Source organism: Citrobacter sp. Cf118 (assembly GCF_030334095.1).
GTDB lineage: Bacteria > Pseudomonadota > Gammaproteobacteria > Enterobacterales > Enterobacteriaceae > Citrobacter > Citrobacter freundii.
The window spans coordinates 1-20382 of sequence record NZ_JAOWES010000075.1; the positions used below are offsets into that span (position 1 = coordinate 1).

The window sequence follows — 20382 nt, forward strand, 5'->3', positions numbered from 1 at the left end:
TATAAGGCCAACTATCAAAACCTGCCGGACAAAGAACCAGAAGTGGTGGGCTATAAGGGCTGGACCCGAATGCACTGCGATATGAATGCGGGAAAATAATATGAAAGGTGTCATCAGACTAAATGACCCGCTGGAAAACGGTGGGTATGTGAACAAAGCTTCTGGTAGCAAGTTTATGGGAATTCCTGTCGCTTTAATGGGGGATACTGTTGTTTGTATTGCGCATAAAGGGACCTTTCCCATACTTGATTTTGAACCAACCTGGACAATGGACGGTAGAGGTGTTGTTGTGGATGGGTGTAGGGCTGCATGCGGTTGTGCAATAAAAACCACACTGCCAACAGCGGGGACAAGCAAATGAATAAATGGAAGAGACCAAACAAGAATCCGTATCAGGATGTAGGAAAATTTCCGCTGATTACTATGCTGGTCATTAGCTTTGGTATATTTTTAGTTTTTACAACATACAGTATATTAAATTGGCAGCAGGGAGAAAAAGTTACTGGTGAATTGATATCGATTACATTATCAACCCCGTTGATACTAGTATTAGTGATCTGGTGCGCTGTAGGGATGGCTTACTGTTTTATAGCTTATCCATTTTGTTATGCGGATTTCCTTGAAAAATATGGTATGAATCGATGGCAAAATTGGGCCAGACAGGCGTTACCTCTTTTAGATTACTCATCAATTCTTCCAGTATCAGAGCTGGCGCTAAAGATGCAAAAACTAGAGGGTGAGGCACCTACAGGCGCCGCAACGCCGTTAAGAATTGCTATTGAAGTTGATTCTATGGATGACATCAGAGTTGATAAAGTACTAAGGCAGTTGATCGAGCCACTCAAAAACTCTCTTGTTAGACAATATTCTCCCTTTAAGACCTGGCTATATGTTAAGGGAGCAGATGACTCTATAGGTAATAGCTTCAAAACGGTGCTTGAAAGCTTGAGCGTCCCCAAAGATAAAATTGGGGAAATAAAAATCCTCCATGAATGCCCTGATTATTATTTAATCAACGACTGGATTGGTTTTAATATGTTTGAAAATAATCTAATTGTTACAGTTGAATTGCACAGCGAAAATGACTCTGATTTTTTTGAAAGTGCAAACGCATTTGTTTTCACCGATGACAGGTTCCTTGAAAGTAAAGATACACCATTATATTTATTACGCATGATGGACAGTACACCGTATTATCTCGATGAAATAGTGAATACATATCTCTCCGCTCAGCAAGTGGTAATTGATAAAATTAAAAGGTTATGGTTCAACTCGCTGGATAAACAGTCAAAATTCGTAATATCTGGTGCAATAGAAAATGCAAAAACGGGCATTCTCCCTGATAGCATATATGATCTGGAAACCGTCACCGGGAAAGGCTCTGAGGTTCAGCGCTGGGTCGTATTAGCGTTGGCTGCGGATGCTGCAAAATACGGGCAAGGACACCAATTATTCGCCAGTAAATCTGCAGATACTATTCAATCCGGGATAATCGCGGCTAAATATCCAGGGCGTAAACCTGCTCCTGACATAGCAGACTTCTCGAATTATTGGAAAATTATATCCGCATGCTCAATTATTTTATGGTGTACTGGGTATCTCTGTTTAGTGTCAGAGGAAACCTTCAACATTCATCCCTGGTATTCTATTGTTCCTTTTGTGGTTGGTATATTGGTTATTTTTATAGCGGTATTGTTTTTTTCTATATTCGTGAGTGATAAAATTGAGCAGGAAATGGGTATTTACTATGTTCCATTTTTATGAGGAAAGCGCCCTGACGGGCGCTTATTCTTCAATTTCTTTTACTGTCTTTACCGTAGGGAGAGGTATCAGGCGGCCCAGCACTTATTTCACCGTCCAACCCTTATAACTGCCGACGTTGTTTTTATCGATCATCGTCACTGGGATCAGCACGGGTTCTTTCGGGGCGGGTTTCCCCTGTAATATGTCATAACCGATTTCGACCGCTTTGGCAGCCATCACCTGCGGATCTTGTGCTGGCGTCGCCACAAATAGTGAGTTTTCGCGCTTCAGGGCTTCTTCGCCGTCCGGGCTGCCGTCTACGCCGACAATAAAGAATTCGCTACGTTGCGCCTGCTTTGCCGCCAGATCGGCACCGATCGCCGTGGGATCGTTAATGGCGAATACGCCGTCGATCTTCAGATTCGCCGCCAGCAACGCGGTCATGATCTCCAGCCCGCCTTCGCGACTGCCTTTGGCATTTTGGTTATATGACAGCACCTTGATGTCAGGGTGGCGTTTAAACTCGGTCTGGCAGCCTTCCACACGGTTCTGGACGGCAGATACCGGTGGCCCGTTGATAATGACCACGTTGCCTTTGCCTTTCAGACGGTCGGTAATATATTTACAGGCCATTTCTCCCGCCTGGGTGTTATCGGAGGTGATGGTGGCGTCTGCGCCTTCCGCCGCCACGTCAACGGCGACCACCACAATCCCGGCGTCTTTCGCGCGTTTTACCGCCGGGCCGATGCCTTTGGAGTCGGCGGCGTTAAGGATAATCATGTCGACTTTGGCGGCAATAAAGTTGTCGATTTGCGACACCTGCTGGCCCAGATCGTAGCCGCTGGAAACCAGCGTCACTTTAACGTTATCACCGGCCAGTTTGCGTGCTTCCAGCTCCGCGCCTTTGGTGATCTGCACGAAGAACGGGTTGGCCAGATCGCCCACCGTAACACCGATGGATTTCAGTTCTTTTGCCTGCACAAATGGAGCTGCAGCAAGCAGGGCGCCAGCACAGAGCGCGGTGACTAAGGGCTTCAATCTCATGCTGTATTCCTCGAAGTAAGATGTTGTTGTTATGCACTTTGATGGTGTCGGGTACGGTATTTGTCGATCAGCACCGCTATGATGATCACCGCCCCTTTGATCACCAATTGCCAGAAATAGGAGACGCCCATCAGCGTCATGCCGTTATTGAGCGTGGCGATGATCAACGCCCCCACCAGCGTGCCGGTGATGGTGCCGATCCCGCCAACAAAGCTGGTGCCGCCGAGGATCACCGCCGCGATGGCGTCCAGTTCGTAACCCATACCTAAGTTGCCGTTGGCGCTGTATAGCCGCGAGGCGCTCATCACCCCGCCAAGACCTGAGAGCAAACCGCTCATGCCGTAGACGAACAGCAGTACCAGCCACACTTTGATCCCGGTTAAGCGTGCGGCCTGCATATTGCCGCCAACCGCATAGATATGAACGCCGAGCGTTGTGCGCCTAAGAATGAACCAGCACACCACCACCACCGCCAGCGCAATGACCACCAGCCACGGAACCGGACCGAGATAGTTGTTGCCGATCCACTCAAAGCTGATGTTGGAGTTAATCACCGTCGTGCCATCCGCCAGCAGATAGGCCGCGCCGCGCAGCGCCGTATAGGTTCCAAGCGTGACGATAAACGGCGGCAGGCCGGCAAAAGCGACCAGCGCGCCGTTAAACAACCCCAGCACCATGCCGAGCAACAGTGCAGCAGGGACTGACAGCATGGCAAACTCAGGAATGAGAGAAACCACCATGGCTGCGACGGCGGTGGTGCCGAGAATCGAACCAACCGAAAGATCGATGCCGCCGGTTAAAATAATGAAGGTCATGCCAGCGGCCAGCACGATGTTGATCGACGCCTGGCGGGTAATATTCAGCAGGTTGCTTTCGGTAAAAAAGTTAGGCGCGATAAAGCCAAACACCGCCACTATCAGGATGAGAATCGGTAAGATACCGACCGTTTGCATCAGATCGCTCATCAGCATTTTTTTTGCGGAGGCGGATTTCGCTACCTGCTGGGGAGTGGTTGGATTATTCATGGGACACCGCCTGATGATGGGAGTCGTTCACGCCGGTTGCCAGCGTCATAATATTTTCCTGGGTAATACTTTGTCCGTTCAGCTCGCCGGCAATACTGCCTTCGCGCATGACGTACACGCGGTCGCTCATCCCGACCACTTCCGGTAGTTCGCTGGAGATCATCAGGATCGCCACGCCTTTGCGCGCCATATCGTTCATGATCCGGTAGATCTCACTTTTGGCGCCGACGTCCACGCCGCGCGTGGGTTCATCGAGGATCAAAATGCGTGGCCCGATCGCCACCCAGCGCGAAATCAGCAGCTTTTGCTGGTTGCCGCCGGACAAGCCGCCTGCGCGGACCTGGGCATGCGGGACGCGAATATTGAGCAATTTGATGGCGTCATCGGAAATCGCCTGCGCCTTTTTGCGATCGAGCATGCCCCAGTTCGCGTCACGTTCCAGCGTTGCCATGGTGATGTTTTCTGCCGCTGCCAGCTCTAAAAATAATCCCTGCTCTTTGCGGTTCTCTGTCAGAAAACCAATGCCGTGGTCAATTGCTTCGCGCGGGGAGTGGATCACCACCGGTTCACCGTCCACTTCAATCATGCCGCCGATGGCTTTGCGCACGCCAAAAATCAGCTGCGCCAGTTCAGAACGCCCTGCGCCGACTAACCCGGCCAGGCCTACGATCTCCCCGGAGCGCACCAGCAAGCTGCACGGCTGGACTTTATGGCCGTCGGTAAGGTGATGGACGTTGAGGCGTGCTTTACCTAAGGGAATATCGCGCTCTTTGTTGAACAGATCGCTCAACGGACGGCCCACCATCATGCGCACCAGCTCCGAGGCGTTGAGCTTGTCGCGGGTCAGGCTGCCAACATATTGCCCGTCGCGCAGGACGCTGACGCGATCGGAGAGTTCGTAAACTTCCGCCATGCGGTGGCTGATGTAGATAATCGCCATCCCCTCATCGCGCAGGCGCATGATCAGTTCAAACAGGCGGTGGGTTTCACGTGAGGAGAGGGCGGCGGTGGGTTCATCCATCACCAGAATGCGGCTGTTACGGTGCAGGGCACGGGCAATTTCAACCTGCTGCTGTTCGGCGATGGTCAACGTCATCACACGGTCGCTGGCCTTAAACTGGGCACCGAGTCGGTCGATGACTTTCTGTGACTGCATGATCATCTCTTTACGCTGGACCAGACCGCCGCGCGACAGCTCGCTGCCAAGAAAGATATTTTCTGCCACCGTCAGGTTCGGCGCGAGCTGCATCTCCTGGTAAATCAGCGTGATGCCTGCGCTCAGCGCATCTTTGGGACCGCGAATGTGAAACGGCTGACCGTCAATCAGGATTTCACCGCTGGTGGCGGTATAGGCACCCGCGAGGATCTTCATCAGGGTGCTTTTCCCCGCACCGTTCTCGCCCATCAGGGCATGAATCTCGCCCGGCCAGACCGTTAAATCGACCCCTTTCAGCGCGTAAAATTTGCCAAACGCTTTAGCAATGTTGCGCATCTCCAGAACCGGTGTCCTGCTCATGGCGGATCTCCTGTGGGGTGGCCGATATCAGCAGTCCATCACAGGAATGTAAATGCAAAATGTCAGAAGCCGTTCATATTTGTCATATTGCGATTTTTCTTCACGGAGCGTGATATGCCGCAACCGGGACGTCACTTTTTCGCCAGTGCGCGCGGACGATTACTGTTCTTTAATCTGCTGGTGGTGGCGGTCACGCTGATGGTGAGCGGCGTGGCGGTGCTGGGGTTTCAGCATGCAAGCCAGATCCAGGAGCAGGTGCAGCAGCAAACCGTTGACGACATGACCGGCAGCATGAACCTGGCACGGGATACGGCGAACGTGGCGACAGCGGCGGTGCGGTTGTCGCAGGTAGTCGGGGCGCTGGAATACAAAGGCGAAGCGGAGCGGTTGCAGGAGACGCAAAGGGCGCTGAAGCAGTCGCTGGAACAACTGGCTACCGCACCGCTGGCGCAGCAGGAGCCGGTGCTGGTCGAGCGAATTATCCAGCGCAGCCAGGAGCTACAAAGCAGCGTGGAAGGTATGTTGCAGCGCGGTCAGCGGCGGCACCTGGAACGTAACGCGCTGCTCAGTTCGCTGTATCAGAATCAAAGCTATTTACGTCATCTGCAAAAGCTCACCGGCGCGCAGGACGATGTGCTGCTGGGGCAGATGGACCGCTTAATTGTTGCCGCCATCGACACGCCCACGCCGCGTTCGGTGGTGAAACAACTGGATGCGGTGATGCCCGCTCTTCCCTTGCAGCATGCCAATCCGCTGATTAGCGGTATCCTCAACGACTTCAACCAGGAACTGCATAAGCTGGAGCCGCTCTCTTCCGCGCTGGAGCAAAGCGATTTGGCCATCAATTGGTATATGTTCCACATCAAAGCGTTGGTGGCGATCCTCAACAGCGATATCAACCAGTATGCCTCGCAGGTGGCGCTGATCTCAGAGCAACGGGTGGCGCAAAGCCATCAGGAACTGCAATCCGGCGCGTTGTTTATTTTAGTGTTTGCGCTGCTGGCGGTGGTGATCACCGGTTTTGCCGGGTGGTATATCTACCGTAATCTCGGCTCCAACCTAACGGCCATTTCGCGGGCGATGACCCGGCTGGCGCACGGTGAATCAGACGTCAGTGTCCCGGCCCTGCAGCGGCGCGATGAGCTGGGCGAGCTGGCCCGCGCCTTTAGCGTCTTTGCCCGCAATACGGCATCGCTGGAGCACACCACCCGACTGCTAAAAGAAAAAACCAGCCAGATGGAAATCGATCGCACCGAGCGTCAGGGGCTGGAAGAAGCGCTGTTGCACAGCCAAAAGCTGAAGGCGGTGGGGCAACTGACGGGTGGATTAGCCCATGATTTCAATAACCTGCTGGCAGTGATTATTGGCAGTCTGGATTTGGTGAATCCGGAGTCGCCCGATGCGCCACGGGTCAATCGGGCGCTAAAAGCCGCCGAGCGCGGGGCGCTGCTTACCCAACGGCTGCTGGCCTTTTCGCGCAAACAGTCATTGCACCCTCATGCGGTGGAGCTGAAAACGCTGCTGGAAAACCTGGGCGAACTGATGCGCCACTCTCTTCCGGCCACGTTGACGCTGGAAATTGAGGCCCAGTCTCCGGCCAGGCCCGCGTGGATTGACGTCAGCCAACTGGAAAACGCCATTATCAATCTGGTGATGAACGCCCGTGACGCCATGGACGGGCAGGCGGGTACGATAAAAATCCGTACCTGGAATCAACGGGTTACGCGCAGCGATGGGCGTAAGCAGGACATGGTGATGCTGGAGGTAGCCGACCAGGGAAGTGGGATGTCGCAGGCAGTGAAAGCGCAGGTCTTCGAGCCCTTTTTCACCACCAAACAGACCGGCAGCGGCAGTGGGCTGGGGCTGTCGATGGTTTACGGTTTTGTGCGCCAGTCCGGTGGCCGGGTGGAGATTGAAAGCGCCCCCGGGCAGGGAACGACAGTCCGGCTGCAACTGCCTCGCGCCGTTGTTCCGGTGCAGGCTCAAGTGGAAGCGGTAGCGCAACACACAACGACCAACGATGAAAAACTGGTGTTGGTGCTCGAGGATGAGGACGATGTACGCCAGACGTTGTGCGAGCAATTACACCTGCTGGGCTACCTGACGTTAGAGGCCGCCAACGGCGAACAGGCGATGCATATGCTGGCGGCTTCATCCGAGATTGATATTTTTATCAGCGACTTAATGCTGCCAGGTGGTTTAAGCGGCGTGGATGTGGTTAACCATGCCCAGGCACATTATCCGCAGTTATCCATCCTGCTGATGAGCGGTCAGGATTTACGCCCGGCGCATAACCCGGCGCTGCCGGATGTGGCACTATTGCGTAAGCCTTTTACCCGGGGAGAACTGGCGCAGGCGCTGCGGCATTCGCGTAATTGAGATTCCTCCGCTACCCGCGCAAATACGCTTTGGTTACCGTGGGGCGAGTTTCTTGATGAGGCTGGTTTTATGCAACGCTCCGCGACATTCCTTCTTTTTAGTTTGCTGATGCTGACCACCGTATCGGCGCAGGCGGATATTATCGATGACGCCATTGGTAATATTCAGCAGGCGATAAACGACGCATACAAACCGGACAACGGGCGGGATTATGATGATTCCCGTGATGAAAGCTGGCAGCGCCAGGTGAGTGACGACCGGCGCAGGCAATATGACAATCGCCGCCGCCAGTTTGAAGATCGACGTCGCCAACTGGATGACCGTCAGCGCCAGCTTGATCAAGAACGGCGTCAGTTAGAAGACGAAGAACGCAGAATGGAAGAAGATTACGATCGTTAACTGTAACTATCTAAATGTAAGAATATTTTATCCCCTGTAAGGGATTTCGCTGTCAGCTCAACATCTCGCCATTTTATGTCAATGCATGCACTTGAGCACAGTGCATGTATGCATTGCAATCTCTCTATGCTTATGGAAAAGTCGCCTGACTGTCGTCTTGTCGGCCGGATAAGATGTTTTCATCGGATCCGGCAAATTTCCTTACTCCAGCATAATCTCCATTCCGTCATATCCTGCCTCAAACCCTGCGGGAAGCTGGTTTTCCATCATCCACAGGTCGAACTGATGGCTGATATGCGTCAGGATCACCCGTGGACAGCGGATAACGTCGTTCAACGCGATAACGGTATTTAAATCACAGTGATTGCGCGGTGGCTCGGCGCGCGGAGCATGGCTACAGTCGATGATAATCACCTGAGGCTGGTTATTGTGAAGAAATTTCAGCGTTTTGTCGGGCAGTCCGGCGGTATCGGAGAGCCACGCCACGCGGCTATGTGCGGTCTCCAGCAGATAACCAAACGTCAGCTTTGAATGGTTGAGCGGTAGCGGCGTTACCTGCAATCCTTGCAGGTCAAACACTACGAATGGCGCGACGGTATGGCTAAAATCGAGGATGCCGGGATGCTTAAACAGATCGTCGCAACCCTGTTCATCCGGCGGTCCGTACACCGGGATAGTCGCCGCCACGCCCCAGCGCAGCGGAAACAGCCCCTGCACGTGATCCATATGATAGTGGGTCAACAGAAACTGCTGGAAGCTGCCCGCTGGCCAGTCGTCCATCAGATGCGGGATCCCCGCGTCCAGCAGCGTCACCGCATTGTTGAATTTGACCACCCCGCTACAAGGGCGTCGACGATATTGCGCCTGTAAGCGTGCTCGTTGGCAGGCCGCACAGTCGCAGCCAAATGTCGGCACCAGCTGTGCGCCGCCCGTTCCCGTTAGCGTAATGGTCAGACTCATGGCTCCCCCTACAGCGGTTTGGTGAAGCGAAAATGGCTCATGGTATAGCCTTCGCGCTGGTAAAAACGGTGTGCGTCAAGGCGTTGGGTGCTGGTGGAAAGCTCGGTGACTTCTGCGCCCGCTTCGCGTGCGGCGGCTTCGGCCCAGGCCAGTAGCTGGCTGCCAACCCTTAACCCTCGCGCCTGCGGCATCACCACCAGCTCCTGGATTTCGCCAATCCAGTTGGCGTGGTGCAGATGAAACTGCAGGTGTAGACCGATCAAGCCGACGACCTGTCCGTCGATCAGTGCCAGTTGGTAGTGCATATTGGCATCTTGCAGATTAGCGGCGTAACCAGCGCTAAAAGCCTGCAGGTCAAATTGACCCTGTTTCAACTCGCAGATGAGCGCGTAAACCGCATCGGTATCGTAGAGCGTGGCGCGGCGTAATTCACAGACAGACATGTTTCTTCTCCTTGCGTCCCATCAGTGCGAGCAGTGTATCGACAGACTGTAGCAAACTACCATCGTTATTCAGGACGTGGCAGTCATACGGGGCGTAGCGGGCTGCGCGTTCAAGACGGGCGGCGATTTCCGTTTCGCTCTCCCGCCCACGAGCCTGCAGGCGCTGGCGGAGAACTGCCGGAGAAACCTGTAAGCAAATGGGAAGCAAAGAAGCGCCATAACGGGCCTGCGCCTGGGGCAGATGCGCACGCGAGCCGTTGACCACCACATCAAAACCAGCGTGCAGCCAGAGGTCTATCTCCACGCCGACGCCGTAGTAGAAACCGTTGGCGTGCCAGCTCAGCGCCAGCAGATTCTGCCCGGCGCGGGTAAAAAACTCTGGTTCACTTAGCGCAATATGATTTTCATTCCCGGCGTTGGCGGCGCGGGTGATGTAGCGATGCGCCACCAGCAGTTGCGCCGGTTCCTGCTGGCGCAATTCTGCCAGCAGACTGTCCTTACCGGAGCCGGACGGCCCCATCAGCCAGATCAGTTTACCCATAGTCAGAATACCCTTTTGCCCTGACGCCAGACGTGGTCGATATGGATGTTGCCGCCTTTGCGATGCGCCAGCACCAGATCCGCGCGTTTACCTTCGGCAATAACGCCGCGATCGTCGAGATTTAAGGCCCGCGCTGGATTACGGGTCACCAGACGAATAGCCTGCGACAGCGTAAAGCGGTTAGCGTCGTCATCCGCTACGCGAAATGCCGCATCGAGCAGGCTGGCGGGGTAGTAGTCGGAGGAGAGAATATCCAGCAGCCCCAGCTCAGCCAGCCTATGTGCCGCCACGTTGCCGGAGTGAGAACCGCCGCGCACGATGTTAGGTGCGCCCATCAGCACGTTCATGCCATGCTGGCGTGAGGCATCGGCGGCTTCGAAAGTTGTGGGAAATTCGGCGATCACGCTGCCAAGTTGATGCGATTCCAGCACATGATCGCAGGTGGCATCGTCATGGCTCGCCAGCGCAATCTGGCGCTCACGGCACATCTGGGCAATCGCCGTGCGGTTGGGCTGTGACCAACGCGCAGCCAGCGCTAACTGTTCTTCTTCATAACGGGCCATCTGCTCGTCGGTGAGCGAATACTTGCCCTGATAATACTCGCGGTACTTCTCACGATTGGCGAACTGACGCTGGCCGGGGGAATGATCCATCAGCGACACCAGCGTCACCGGCTCACGACCGACCAGTTTTTCAAACAGCGGCAGGGTAGTGTGATGCGGCAGCTCGCAGCGCAGGTGCAAGCGGTGCTCGGCGCGATTGACCCCACGCTTTTGCGTCTCTTCCACCGCGTTGATCATCTTCTCCAGATTTTCCAGACGGTCACCACCGTCGCGCACATCGCCAATCGCCACTGCGTCCAGCACGGTGGTAATGCCGCTGGCGACCATTAGCGCGTCGTGGCTGCTCATTGCCGAGTGGGCAGGCCAGTCTACCTTCGGGCGCGGGGTAAAAAATTTGTCGAGATTATCGGTATGCAGCTCGATAAGCCCTGGCAGCAGCCAGCCGCCTTCGCCGTCCAGCGCCTCAGGTAGGCTGCTCGGACTTTCAGCAAAGGCGCGAATGACCCCGCCCTCGATTTCCAGCGATCCTTGCACCACGTCATCTTCCAGTACCAGCTTTACATTATTGATAATCATGCTGTTGTTCCCATCAGATGCAGACGATCCGCTACGCGGTCGCGCACGGTTTGATCGTGAAAAATACCGACAATTGCTGCGCCGCGGGCTTTTGCTTCTTCAATCAATGCGACGACGGCGGCGCTATTTTTGGCGTCCAGCGAGGCGGTGGGTTCATCGAGCAGCAGAATCGGGTAATCGACGATAAACCCGCGGGCGATGTTGACGCGCTGCTGTTCGCCACCGGAGAAGGTCGACGGTGCCAGGTGCCACAGCCGCTCCGGCACGTTCAGGCGGGTAAGTAGGTTAGCCGCTTTGGCTGCACACTCCTCACGGGAGACACCCAGATCCAGCAGCGGTTGCATCACCACATCCAGCGCGGAAATCCTCGGGATTACGCGCAGGAACTGGCTCACCCAGCCGATGGTTGAACGGCGAACTTCCAACACTTTGCGCGCCGGGGCCTGCACCAGATCGACCCACTCATCGCTGTGGCGAATGTGGATGTGTCCTTCATCCGGCAGATAGTTGGCGTACAGCGATCGCAGCAGCGTGGATTTGCCGCTACCCGAGTGACCGTGCAGCACCACGCATTCGCCATTTTTCACTTCCAGCGTGGCGTTTTGCAGCACCGGCAGACGCACGCCGTTTTGCTGATGCAGGACAAAAGTTTTACTGACGTTTTCAACGCGAATCATTTGAGCCTCATGGTTCTTATTGCCGGATGGCGCTGCGCTTATCCGGCCTACAAACAGCGCCCCGTAAGCTGCCATCCGGCATCCGATGTTTAATTTTGCAAAACGGACGACACCAACAACTGGGTGTACGGATGGTGCGGGTCGTCGAGCACGCGGTCGGTTAACCCACTTTCCACCACCTGACCCTGCTTCATCACCAGCAAACGGTCTGCCAGCAGACGCGCCACACCCAAATCGTGGGTGACAATGACCACTGCAAGATCCAGTTCCACCACCAGGCCGCGCAGCAGGTCCAGCAGTTTGGCCTGTACCGAAACGTCCAGCCCGCCGGTGGGTTCGTCCATAAACACCAGTTTGGGATGGGTGACGAGGTTGCGGGCGATCTGCAGGCGCTGCTGCATACCGCCGGAAAAGGTGGTTGGCAGGTCGTCAATACGCGAGGCAGGGATTTCCACCTCCTCCAGCCAGCGCTGCGCGGTGGCGCGGATGTCGCCGTAGTGACGCGCGCCAGTGGCCATCAGACGTTCGCCGATATTGCCGCCTGCGGAGACCTGACGGCGCAGGCCATCCAGCGGATGCTGATGCACCACGCCCCATTCGGTGCGCAGCAGACGGCGACGGTCGGCCTCGTTCATGCCGTACAGCGAACGGTTCTGATACAAAATCTCACCGCTCTGCGGCGTCAGCCGTGAAGAGATCGATTTCAGCAGCGTGGTTTTGCCAGAACCGGACTCGCCGACGATACCCAGCACTTCGCCTGGCCACAGGTCAAATGAGACATCGCTGAAGCCCTTGCCCGGCGCGTAGAGATGGGTCAGGTTGTTGACTGAAAGCAGCGGTTGCGTCATTTGCTGAGGGCCTCGCTCTGTTGGCGGCAGTAATCGGTGTCGGAGCAGACAAACATGCGTTTGCCGCTGTCATCGAGCACCACTTCATCGAGATAGCTGTGGGTTGAGCCGCAGATGGCACAAGGTTCATCCCAGCTCTGCACGGTAAACGGGTGATCGTCGAAATCGAGACTTTCCACGCGGGTGTAAGGTGGAACGGCATAGATGCGTTTTTCGCGGCCTGCGCCAAACAGTTGCAGGGCTGGCATCATGTCCATCTTCGGATTATCGAATTTCGGGATGGGCGACGGGTCCATGACGTAGCGGTCGTTGACCTTTACCGGATAGGCGTAAGTGGTGGCGATATGACCGAAGTGGGCGATATCTTCATACAGTTTCACCTGCATGATGCCGTACTCTTCCAGCGCGTGCATGGTGCGAGTTTCCGTTTCACGCGGTTCGATAAAGCGCAGCGGCTCGGGGATCGGTACCTGGAAGATGATTATTTGATCTTCCACCAGCGGCGTCTCCGGGATGCGGTGGCGGGTCTGGATCAGCGTCGCATCTTCCGTACGCTCAGTGGTATTCACTCCGGTCACACGCTTGAAGAAATTACGAATCGATACGGCGTTAGTGGTGTCGTCCGCGCCCTGGTCAATCACTTTCAGCACGTCCGACTCGCCAATCACGCTGGCGGTAAGTTGAATGCCGCCGGTTCCCCATCCGTATGGCATCGGCATTTCACGGCCGCCAAACGGTACCTGGTAACCGGGGATCGCTACCGCTTTCAGAATTGCGCGGCGGATCATGCGTTTGGTCTGCTCATCAAGATAGGCAAAGTTGTAGCCGGAGAGGTTAGTGGTCACGGGTGGCCTCCTGTTGCAGGCGTTTGAGCAGTTCCAGTTCGGCCTGGAAATCGACGTAATGGGGAAGTTTGAGGTGCGAAACAAAACCCGCCGCCTCGACGTTATCCGCATGCGCCAGCACGAACTCTTCGTCCTGCGCCGGTCCTGTGACCGTTTCATCGTATTCGGCTGCCTGTAGGGCGCGGTCCACCAGCGCCATCGCCATCGCTTTACGTTCGCTCATACCGAATACCAGCCCGTAGCCGCGGGTAAAATGGGGGGATTCATTTTCTGGCGCGACAAAACCGTTGACCATTTCACATTCCGTCATCAGCAGTTCGCCGACGTTCACCGCAAATCCCAGCTCTTCCGGTACGGTTTCCAGTGCCACATAGCCGCTACGGATTTCGGCGGCAAACGGGTGGTTGCGCCCGTAGCCGCGCTGGGTGGAGTAGGCCAGCGCCAGCAAATATCCCTCGTCACCACGCATCAGCTGTTGCAGACGTGAAGCGCGTGAGCAGGGGTACACCGGCGGCGTGCGGGTGATGTCGTCAGGTGTCGCGCCATCATCCTCTTCACGTTTAGCCAGGCCCTGGTTCGCCAGCAGGGAAAAGACGTGCGGGGAGGCATCCTGCGCGCCGTCTGCGCTGCGCAAAGGCGGGGTTTCGCCATTGGCCAGTAAGGTAAAATCCAGCAGGCGATGGGTATAGTCATAGGTTGGACCCAACAGCTGCCCGCCGGGAATATCCTTGTAGACCGCGGAGATTCTGCGCTCAAGACGCATTTCTGCGCTGTTAACCGCTTCGCTGACAGCTACCTTTGCCAGCGTAGTGCGGTAGGCGCGGAGCAAAAAGATGGCCTCGACGTTATCGCCGCTGGCCTGTTTGAGCGCCAGTGCAGCCAGTTCGCGGTCAGCGATGCCACCTTCGGTCATCACCCGATCAACGGCCAGGTTCATCTGCTGTTCGATTTGCGCCACGCTCAGTTCAGCAATGGTCTCATCGCCCCGGCGTCGGTTTTCCTGCAGGGCGTGGGCGTTGGCTATCGCCTTTTCGCCCCCTTTGACGGCGACGTACATCAGCACACCTCCACATGGGTGGTTCGCGGAATAGCCAGCAGGCGTTCGCCACAGGTGAGGATCAGATCGACCCCCAGTGGGAACGGATGCGGGCGTTCGGTGAGTTCGTGAATCAGGCATTCCGGCAGCTGTGGCGCGATCATGCGCTCTTCGGCGATGCCCGCGCCGGTCAGACGCAGCATGCGTCCGCCGCTTAAGCCAGAGACCTGCACAATCAGCGTGGCGCTGGTTTCTGGCGCGACGGCGGAACCGGCGGAGAGGGCGTTAAGCTGTTCGCTGCTGATACGTTCGTCGGCGACGGCAAAGGCCGCCAGCTGTGGCTGATCCACCAGCGGCGCGTTGGTGTGAAAACGCAGGTTCTGCCGGGCGATATCGTTATCCATCGACGGTGCCAGCCAGACCGGCGTGTCGCCATCGACCAGGGTCAGCAGCACGCTGGTGGTCGCCAGACCCAGCGGCTGCCAGCCGTGTTTCAGCTGATGCAGGGCGACGATTACGCCCGGTTCGCTCATGGCTTTCAGCAGGCGACGAAAGCTCTGCTGAGCATCCTGAACGGGTAAATTAAATGCGGTCTGTAAGGTCATGCGTTATCTCCGCGTACCAGCGTGAAGAAGTCGACCCGGCTGGCGTTGACTTCGGCACAGCGTGCGTTAATCAACGCATCGCGTTCTGCTTCCAGCGGGGCAATTAAGGTTTCCATTAGGTTCTGGAAATGCGTTTGTTCCTGCAGTAGCGCGTCAATTACCGCGCACTGCTCGGCATGTTGTTTATTGCGTCCCAGCAGGTAGCTGTAACCCAGCGTGCCGCTCTTCAGGCGTACCACTGCGCGGGTAAGCGTGGTGTCACCGGCAAAGAAGCGGTTACCGGTACCGCCCATACGGGCCTGGATCTGCATCAGTCCGCTTTCCGGTGCGCGGATAAGTTCATAGTCCGGCGTCAGTTTGAGCGCGTTGATGCGGGCGTTCAGGGCATCGGCATTGCTGTAAGCCAGCGCGCGCATCCAGCGCTGGCGGGTGGCGGTATCGAAATGCATTCAGTGCTCCATAGTGAATTCGATCATGTCGGCGCGGGTCAGGCTGACGGAGTATTCCGCCGCGTGTTCTTCGCCTTCACGGTGGTTCAGGGTGCGCACGCACAGCAGCGGCGCCATATTGGGGATTTCCAGCACCTTGCTCTCTTTGGCCTGCGCGCGGCGGGCGCTGATGCGCGTTTGCGTGCGCAGCAGCGTCAGACCTGATTGTTGGCGCAGATAGTCGTGCAGTGAGCCGCTGTTAAAGCCTTGCAGCAGCGGCCACAGCGTGAGATCGGAAAAATAGTGGTCGATCTGGCACAGTGCGATCCCGTTAACCCGACGCAGGGTGCGCAGGTGAATCACGTTATCGCCCTCGTTTATGCTGAGCGCATCGGCAATGTGGCTGGAGGCCGGACGCAGCACCGCCAGCAGTTTTTCGCTGGTGGGGTGGCTGCCCTGGTCCAGCAGGTTCTGACTAAAGCGTGCCTGGGCATTAAGCGGGTAATCGAACGGGCGCATCAGCACCAGTACGCCGACTCCCTGGCGACGCTGAACCCAACCGCGTTCAACCAACTGGTCAATGGCGCGGCGCAGGGTGTGGCGGTTTACCTCGAAGCGCGCGGCAAGCTGATGCTCGGCGGGCAGATAGTCACCGCAGCGATAATGTTGACGTAACTCCTGCTCAAGTCTCGCGGCAATTTCCTGATAACGCGTTGGATAACTGGTCGGATGTGTAGACAAGTGCATAGCAATCAATGCCTCGCTAATCAGATAAAGTGCTTACGCAAACGCTGGGAAAGGAAATCCAGCAGGCTGACGGTGACGATGATTAACACCATCAGGGCGCAGGTTTGCTGGAACTGAAAGCCGCGAATCGCTTCCCATAAGGTCACGCCAATACCACCTGCGCCCACCATGCCGACTACCGTGGCTGAGCGAACATTGGATTCAAAGCGATACAGCGAGTAGGAGATAAGCAGCGGCATGACCTGTGGCAGAACGCCGTACAGAATCTCTTCAATTTTGTTGGCTCCGGTGGCGCGAATACCTTCTACCGGACCCGGCTCAATGGCTTCTACCGCTTCGGAAAGCAGCTTGGAGAGTACCCCGGTAGTGTGGATAAACAGCGCCATCACCCCGGCGAATGGCCCTAACCCGACGGCGACCACGAACAGCATCGCGAAGACCATTTCATTGATGGCGCGGCAGGCGTCCATCAGGCGGCGCATCGGCTGGTAAATCCACCACGGCACCAGGTTATCGGCGCACATCAGGCCGAAGGGAATCGATAGCACCACGGCGAGGGCAGTTCCCCAGACGGCAATTTGCAGGGTGACGGCCATTTCACCGAGATAGTCCTGCCACTGGCTGAAGTCCGGTGGGAAGAAGTCGGCGGCGAAGGTTGCCATATTGCCGGAATCTTCGATCAGCGTGAGCGGAGCCATTTCGGCACCTTTCCACGAGACCACCAGTACGGCGAGCAGAATGGCCCAGCTCAGCAGCGAGAACCAGCTACGTTTGGGCGGGGCGACGGTGATGGTTTGCATGTTTAGCTCCGTGCATAGGTTATTGCCGGATGGCGGCGCAGGGGCCTTATCCGGCCTACAAAACATCGTAGACCCGGTAAGCGAAGCGCCACCGGGCACCAGGGTTACTGCACCGCTTTGGTGACGCTGGTCATAGCGCCCAGTGCGGCGGTCAGACGGTCAAGGTCATCGAGCTGCGCTTTCAACGCCGAGGTTTTGCTGGTTTTCTCTTCCTCGTTCAGCCCTTTGTTGTCCTTCACACCCTGCATCTCTTTAAACAGTGCCAGCTGGCGAATCGGCACCAGTTGCAGATCGCTGGAGGCGCGGAACGGTGCCCATCCAAGGCGTTCCAGTACGGTTTTCTGTTCCGGCGTTTTGCCGTAATTCATAAAGAAGTCGTACACCTTGTCCTTGGTGGTTTCGGAGAGGTTTTTACGCCAGACGATCGGATCGCCCGGGATCAGCGGTGACTTCCAGATCACCTTCAGCTCTTTCAGCTTTTCCGGCGCGGAAGTTTTCAGCTTGTCGAGGTTTTCGGTGTTGTTGGTGGCGACATCGACTTGCTTGTTGGCGACGGCCAGGGCGTTGGTTTCGTGTCCGGCGTTAACGGTGCGTTTGAAATCGCTCGCGGAGATGTTGTTTTTGGCAAAGACGTAGTAGCCGGGAACAAGGAAGCCTGACGTTGAGTTGGGATCTCCGTTGCCGAAGGTCAGATCCTTACGTTTGGCGATCAGATCGTTCAGGTTATTGATCGGACTGTCTTTGTTAACGATCAACACGCTCCAGTAACCCGGGGATCCGTCGGCGGCAACGGTTTGGGCAAACACTTGTCCGTTAGCGCGATCCACTGCTTCCATTGCCGAGAGGTTGCCGTACCAGGCGATATCCACTTTGTTAAAGCGCATGCCCTGGATGATCCCGGCGTAGTCCGGGGCGAAGAAGGCGTTCACTTTCACGCCCAGCGATTTTTCCATGTCCTTCAGGAACGGTTCCCACTGCGGCTTCAGGTTTTGCTGTGACTCGGTCGAAATAATGCCAAAGTTCAGCGCTTTTTCTTGCTCTTCGGCATGCGCCGGGCTTAACAAGGTACTGACGCTAAACATGCTGGTGAAGGCCAGCGCGGCAACTGTCTTATAGCTCATGTCGTTTCCTTAATTAGTCATTGTTCCAGGCTATTTCACTTGCCAGCCTGAATCCGGGCAGTGCTCAAAATCCTCACGTACTGCGTGTACGCTCCGGTTTTTCCGCGCTGGCCGTCTCCAGCCTGGCTGCGCCAATAACGCCTGGTTTTTTAGAACTATGCAGCCTGCGCGTTCTGTTCGACGCGGTTCATGCTGCGGTAAAGATGGTCAAAACGATCGTTATCAAAATGCTGGCTGCTGCCATCAAAGAAGACGTTGCCCTGGCGCAGCGCGACGATGCGTTCGCAGTAGCGCAGGGCGTAATCCACCTGATGCAGCGTGACGACCACGGTGATGCCGTCGGTCTGGTTGATGTCGCGTAGGGTGTCCATCACGATGCGTGCGGATTCCGGGTCCAGTGAGGCAATCGGCTCATCGGCAAGGATCACTTTGGCCTGCTGCATCAGCGCGCGGGCGATTGCGACGCGCTGCTGTTGTCCGCCCGAAAGCGTGGAAACACGCTGGTATGCAAAATGCGCCATGCCCACGCGGGTTAACGCTTGTAATGCGCGCTGTTTCTGCTCAGCGGTAAACCAGCTAAAACAGGTGCGCCAGAACGGCGTGCTGCCGAGTGCGCCAATCAGGACGTTCTCCAGCACTGTCAGGCGGTTCACCAGATTGAACTGCTGGAAGATGTAGCCGGTGTGGGCGCGGCTTTTGCGGATATCGCGCGCCAGGCGGCCTTCATGTTGAACGGTGCGGCCCAGCAGCTCGACGCGGCTACCGGGTGATTTATCACCGACGATCAAGCCGCTTAAATGACGTAAAAGGGTGGATTTGCCGGAGCCGGACGGCCCAAGCAGAGCCACCATCTCACCGGAACAGATGTTCAGATCAACCGCATTGAGCGCCTGATGTTGATTGAAGGACTTGGAGAGTTTTTCGACGCGAATAATCGTTTGCATGCTGCGGCCTCCCTAAAAAAGTGGCCCCATCGTGGCGGATTAATGTGACGTTTTCGTTAAGGGATAGTTACTCGATGATGAAGAGTTGAGCGCTATTTGATGACAGTACGGGAGGGCTGGCCTCCCGTTGGATTACTCTGTAGGGGGTTGCTGTTGTTTGACGACGTTGATCATCCACGGCACGCCATACTGGTCGCTCACTTTACCGAAACCGCGGGCCCAGAAGGTTTCCTGCCAGTCCATTTCGATTTTTCCGTTTGCTGCCAGGTTATCAAACCAGCGTTTGCCTTCATCGACGTTTTGCGTGTCGAGCACCAGCGTAAAGCCAGAGTAGTGAGCATTTCCGTCCGGGGCGCTATCGCTCATCATGATGTCGCTGCCCGCAACGCGCAGGTTGGCGTGGGCGATGGCGGTGTCGGGGAATTTCATGCCTGAAGGGCAACCATCTTCACTATCCTGCGCCGATTTGGGCATTTCACCGAAGTTGATTTTGTAGAGCAGTTCAGCGCCTAACGTTTTTTGATAGTAGGCGATAGCGTCAGCGCAGTTGCCTGCAAAGGAGATATAGGGACTTAACGGCATAATCTTTACCTCAGGTAAAAGAAACCAGTTAAGTGTAGTTATCGTCTGCATAAATAAACCAGGCGGGAAGTATGAGCTTCCCGCCTGGCAGATGAGCTGGTGTAGACCTGATGAGCGTAGTGCCATCAAGCAATTTGCATCAGTTCTTTTTCACAAACTCAGATTTCAGCTTCATTGGGCCAAAGCCATCGATTTTGCAATCGATGTTGTGGTCACCTTCAACCAGGCGAATGTTTTTCACTTTGGTACCGATCTTCAGCATGGAAGAGCTACCTTTTACCTTCAGGTCTTTCACGACGGTAACGCTGTCGCCGTCGGCCAGCAGGTTGCCGTTGGCATCTTTAACGATCAGTTCGTCGCTGTCCTGTGCCGGTTCAGCATCGTTCCATTCGTGCGCGCATTCCGGGCAGATGAACATGCCGTTATCTTCGTAAGTGTATTCGGAGTTGCATTGTGGGCAGTGTGGTAATGACATGTGGATTTCCTCAAAAGTCAGCAGGGGCAAATGCGCCCAAAAAATGGCAGATTGCCGAAAAAGGCCGCAATTATACATAAAATCC

General features: G+C 55.8%; 23 protein-coding genes and 1 pseudogene. 5 read left to right on the top strand and 19 right to left on the bottom strand.

The window, feature by feature from the left end; genetic code table 11:
- The 3 genes and pseudogenes from OGX67_RS26950 to OGX67_RS08515 form a co-directional block, all read left to right on the top strand.
- A pseudogene (locus OGX67_RS26950) lies at window positions 1-99 on the top strand (T6SS immunity protein Tli3 family protein); the annotation flags it as partial.
- A 1-nt stretch (window position 100) separates the two neighbouring features.
- A complete protein-coding gene (locus OGX67_RS08510) occupies window positions 101-361 on the top strand; it encodes a PAAR domain-containing protein (protein WP_048213898.1) in 261 nt (86 codons plus the stop codon).
- Window positions 358-1764 carry a KPHS_23130 family T6SS system protein gene (locus OGX67_RS08515; protein ID WP_048213897.1) on the top strand — a complete coding sequence of 469 codons (1407 nt, stop codon included), beginning with the start codon at window positions 358-360 and terminating at the stop codon, window positions 1762-1764. Before OGX67_RS08510 ends, OGX67_RS08515 begins: the two co-directional genes overlap by 4 nt.
- 81 nt (window positions 1765-1845) lie before the next feature.
- On the opposite strand, the gene OGX67_RS08520 is transcribed toward OGX67_RS08515, so the two are convergent.
- The 3 genes from OGX67_RS08520 to OGX67_RS08530 are packed head-to-tail and all read right to left on the bottom strand — an operon-like array spanning window position 1846 to window position 5328.
- Entirely contained in the window at window positions 1846-2787 is a 942-nt protein-coding gene (locus OGX67_RS08520; protein WP_257651890.1) for an ABC transporter substrate-binding protein, read from the bottom strand.
- Window positions 2788-2816: 29 nt separating this feature from the next.
- Window positions 2817-3812, bottom strand: coding sequence for an ABC transporter permease subunit (locus tag OGX67_RS08525; protein WP_003031803.1), 996 nt, complete (start codon window positions 3810-3812; stop codon window positions 2817-2819).
- Complete coding sequence (locus tag OGX67_RS08530; RefSeq protein WP_192464582.1) at window positions 3805-5328, bottom strand: sugar ABC transporter ATP-binding protein; 1524 nt, start codon at window positions 5326-5328, stop codon at window positions 3805-3807. Before OGX67_RS08530 ends, OGX67_RS08525 begins: the two co-directional genes overlap by 8 nt.
- 114 nt (window positions 5329-5442) lie before the next feature.
- Here OGX67_RS08530 and OGX67_RS08535 point away from each other — a divergent pair, with 114 nt between their 5' ends.
- Together OGX67_RS08535 and yjdP are read left to right on the top strand one after the other, a co-directional pair.
- Window positions 5443-7707 carry a hybrid sensor histidine kinase/response regulator gene (locus OGX67_RS08535; protein ID WP_257651889.1) on the top strand — a complete coding sequence of 755 codons (2265 nt, stop codon included), beginning with the start codon at window positions 5443-5445 and terminating at the stop codon, window positions 7705-7707.
- 69 nt (window positions 7708-7776) lie between these two features.
- A complete protein-coding gene (gene yjdP, locus OGX67_RS08540; protein ID WP_003844759.1) occupies window positions 7777-8106 on the top strand; it encodes a DDRRRQL repeat protein YjdP in 330 nt (109 codons plus the stop codon).
- Window positions 8107-8307: 201 nt separating this feature from the next.
- On the opposite strand, the gene phnP is transcribed toward yjdP, so the two are convergent.
- The 16 genes from phnP to OGX67_RS08620 all read right to left on the bottom strand — a co-directional run bounded on the left by phnP (window position 8308) and on the right by OGX67_RS08620 (window position 20297).
- On the bottom strand, window positions 8308-9066 hold the full coding sequence (gene phnP / locus OGX67_RS08545) for a phosphonate metabolism protein PhnP (protein ID WP_213169069.1): 759 nt from the start codon (window positions 9064-9066) through the stop codon (window positions 8308-8310).
- Window positions 9067-9074: 8 nt separating this feature from the next.
- Complete coding sequence (gene phnO, locus OGX67_RS08550; protein WP_003031809.1) at window positions 9075-9509, bottom strand: aminoalkylphosphonate N-acetyltransferase; 435 nt, start codon at window positions 9507-9509, stop codon at window positions 9075-9077.
- The gene (phnN, locus tag OGX67_RS08555; protein ID WP_032948343.1) at window positions 9496-10050 is read right to left on the bottom strand and encodes a ribose 1,5-bisphosphokinase; all 555 of its coding nucleotides are present in this window, start codon (window positions 10048-10050) and stop codon (window positions 9496-9498) included. The genes phnO and phnN overlap by 14 nt, the downstream gene beginning before the upstream one ends.
- Window positions 10051-10052: 2 nt before the next feature.
- Complete coding sequence (gene phnM, locus OGX67_RS08560; protein ID WP_003031811.1) at window positions 10053-11189, bottom strand: alpha-D-ribose 1-methylphosphonate 5-triphosphate diphosphatase; 1137 nt, start codon at window positions 11187-11189, stop codon at window positions 10053-10055.
- On the bottom strand, window positions 11186-11866 hold the full coding sequence (phnL, locus tag OGX67_RS08565; RefSeq protein ID WP_003841104.1) for a phosphonate C-P lyase system protein PhnL: 681 nt from the start codon (window positions 11864-11866) through the stop codon (window positions 11186-11188). The genes phnM and phnL overlap by 4 nt, the downstream gene beginning before the upstream one ends.
- A gap of 89 nt (window positions 11867-11955) precedes the next feature.
- Entirely contained in the window at window positions 11956-12714 is a 759-nt protein-coding gene (gene phnK / locus OGX67_RS08570; RefSeq protein WP_003844769.1) for a phosphonate C-P lyase system protein PhnK, read from the bottom strand.
- Window positions 12711-13502, bottom strand: coding sequence for an alpha-D-ribose 1-methylphosphonate 5-phosphate C-P-lyase PhnJ (gene phnJ / locus OGX67_RS08575; RefSeq protein ID WP_257651913.1), 792 nt, complete (start codon window positions 13500-13502; stop codon window positions 12711-12713). The genes phnK and phnJ overlap by 4 nt, the downstream gene beginning before the upstream one ends.
- A gap of 46 nt (window positions 13503-13548) precedes the next feature.
- Window positions 13549-14616, bottom strand: coding sequence for a carbon-phosphorus lyase complex subunit (locus tag OGX67_RS08580; RefSeq protein WP_257651888.1), 1068 nt, complete (start codon window positions 14614-14616; stop codon window positions 13549-13551).
- Window positions 14616-15200 carry a phosphonate C-P lyase system protein PhnH gene (phnH, locus tag OGX67_RS08585; protein WP_003031824.1) on the bottom strand — a complete coding sequence of 195 codons (585 nt, stop codon included), beginning with the start codon at window positions 15198-15200 and terminating at the stop codon, window positions 14616-14618. Before phnH ends, OGX67_RS08580 begins: the two co-directional genes overlap by 1 nt.
- Window positions 15197-15649, bottom strand: a complete 453-nt coding sequence (phnG, locus tag OGX67_RS08590; RefSeq protein ID WP_003031825.1) for a phosphonate C-P lyase system protein PhnG — start codon at window positions 15647-15649, stop codon at window positions 15197-15199. The genes phnH and phnG overlap by 4 nt, the downstream gene beginning before the upstream one ends.
- Entirely contained in the window at window positions 15650-16375 is a 726-nt protein-coding gene (phnF, locus tag OGX67_RS08595) for a phosphonate metabolism transcriptional regulator PhnF (RefSeq protein ID WP_003031826.1), read from the bottom strand.
- 20 nt (window positions 16376-16395) lie between these two features.
- The gene (phnE, locus tag OGX67_RS08600) at window positions 16396-17175 is read right to left on the bottom strand and encodes a phosphonate ABC transporter, permease protein PhnE (protein ID WP_003841119.1); all 780 of its coding nucleotides are present in this window, start codon (window positions 17173-17175) and stop codon (window positions 16396-16398) included.
- A 104-nt stretch (window positions 17176-17279) separates the two neighbouring features.
- Window positions 17280-18296, bottom strand: coding sequence for a phosphonate ABC transporter substrate-binding protein (gene phnD, locus OGX67_RS08605; RefSeq protein ID WP_003031828.1), 1017 nt, complete (start codon window positions 18294-18296; stop codon window positions 17280-17282).
- A 155-nt stretch (window positions 18297-18451) separates the two neighbouring features.
- Window positions 18452-19240 (bottom strand): phosphonate ABC transporter ATP-binding protein, encoded by a 789-nt coding sequence (gene phnC / locus OGX67_RS08610; protein WP_003841124.1) that lies wholly within the window; start codon window positions 19238-19240, stop codon window positions 18452-18454.
- A 132-nt stretch (window positions 19241-19372) separates the two neighbouring features.
- A complete protein-coding gene (gene yjdN, locus OGX67_RS08615; protein ID WP_268046142.1) occupies window positions 19373-19822 on the bottom strand; it encodes a VOC family metalloprotein YjdN in 450 nt (149 codons plus the stop codon).
- Window positions 19823-19961: 139 nt separating this feature from the next.
- On the bottom strand, window positions 19962-20297 hold the full coding sequence (locus tag OGX67_RS08620; RefSeq protein ID WP_003031835.1) for a zinc ribbon domain-containing protein YjdM: 336 nt from the start codon (window positions 20295-20297) through the stop codon (window positions 19962-19964).
- Window positions 20298-20382 lie beyond the last annotated feature (85 nt).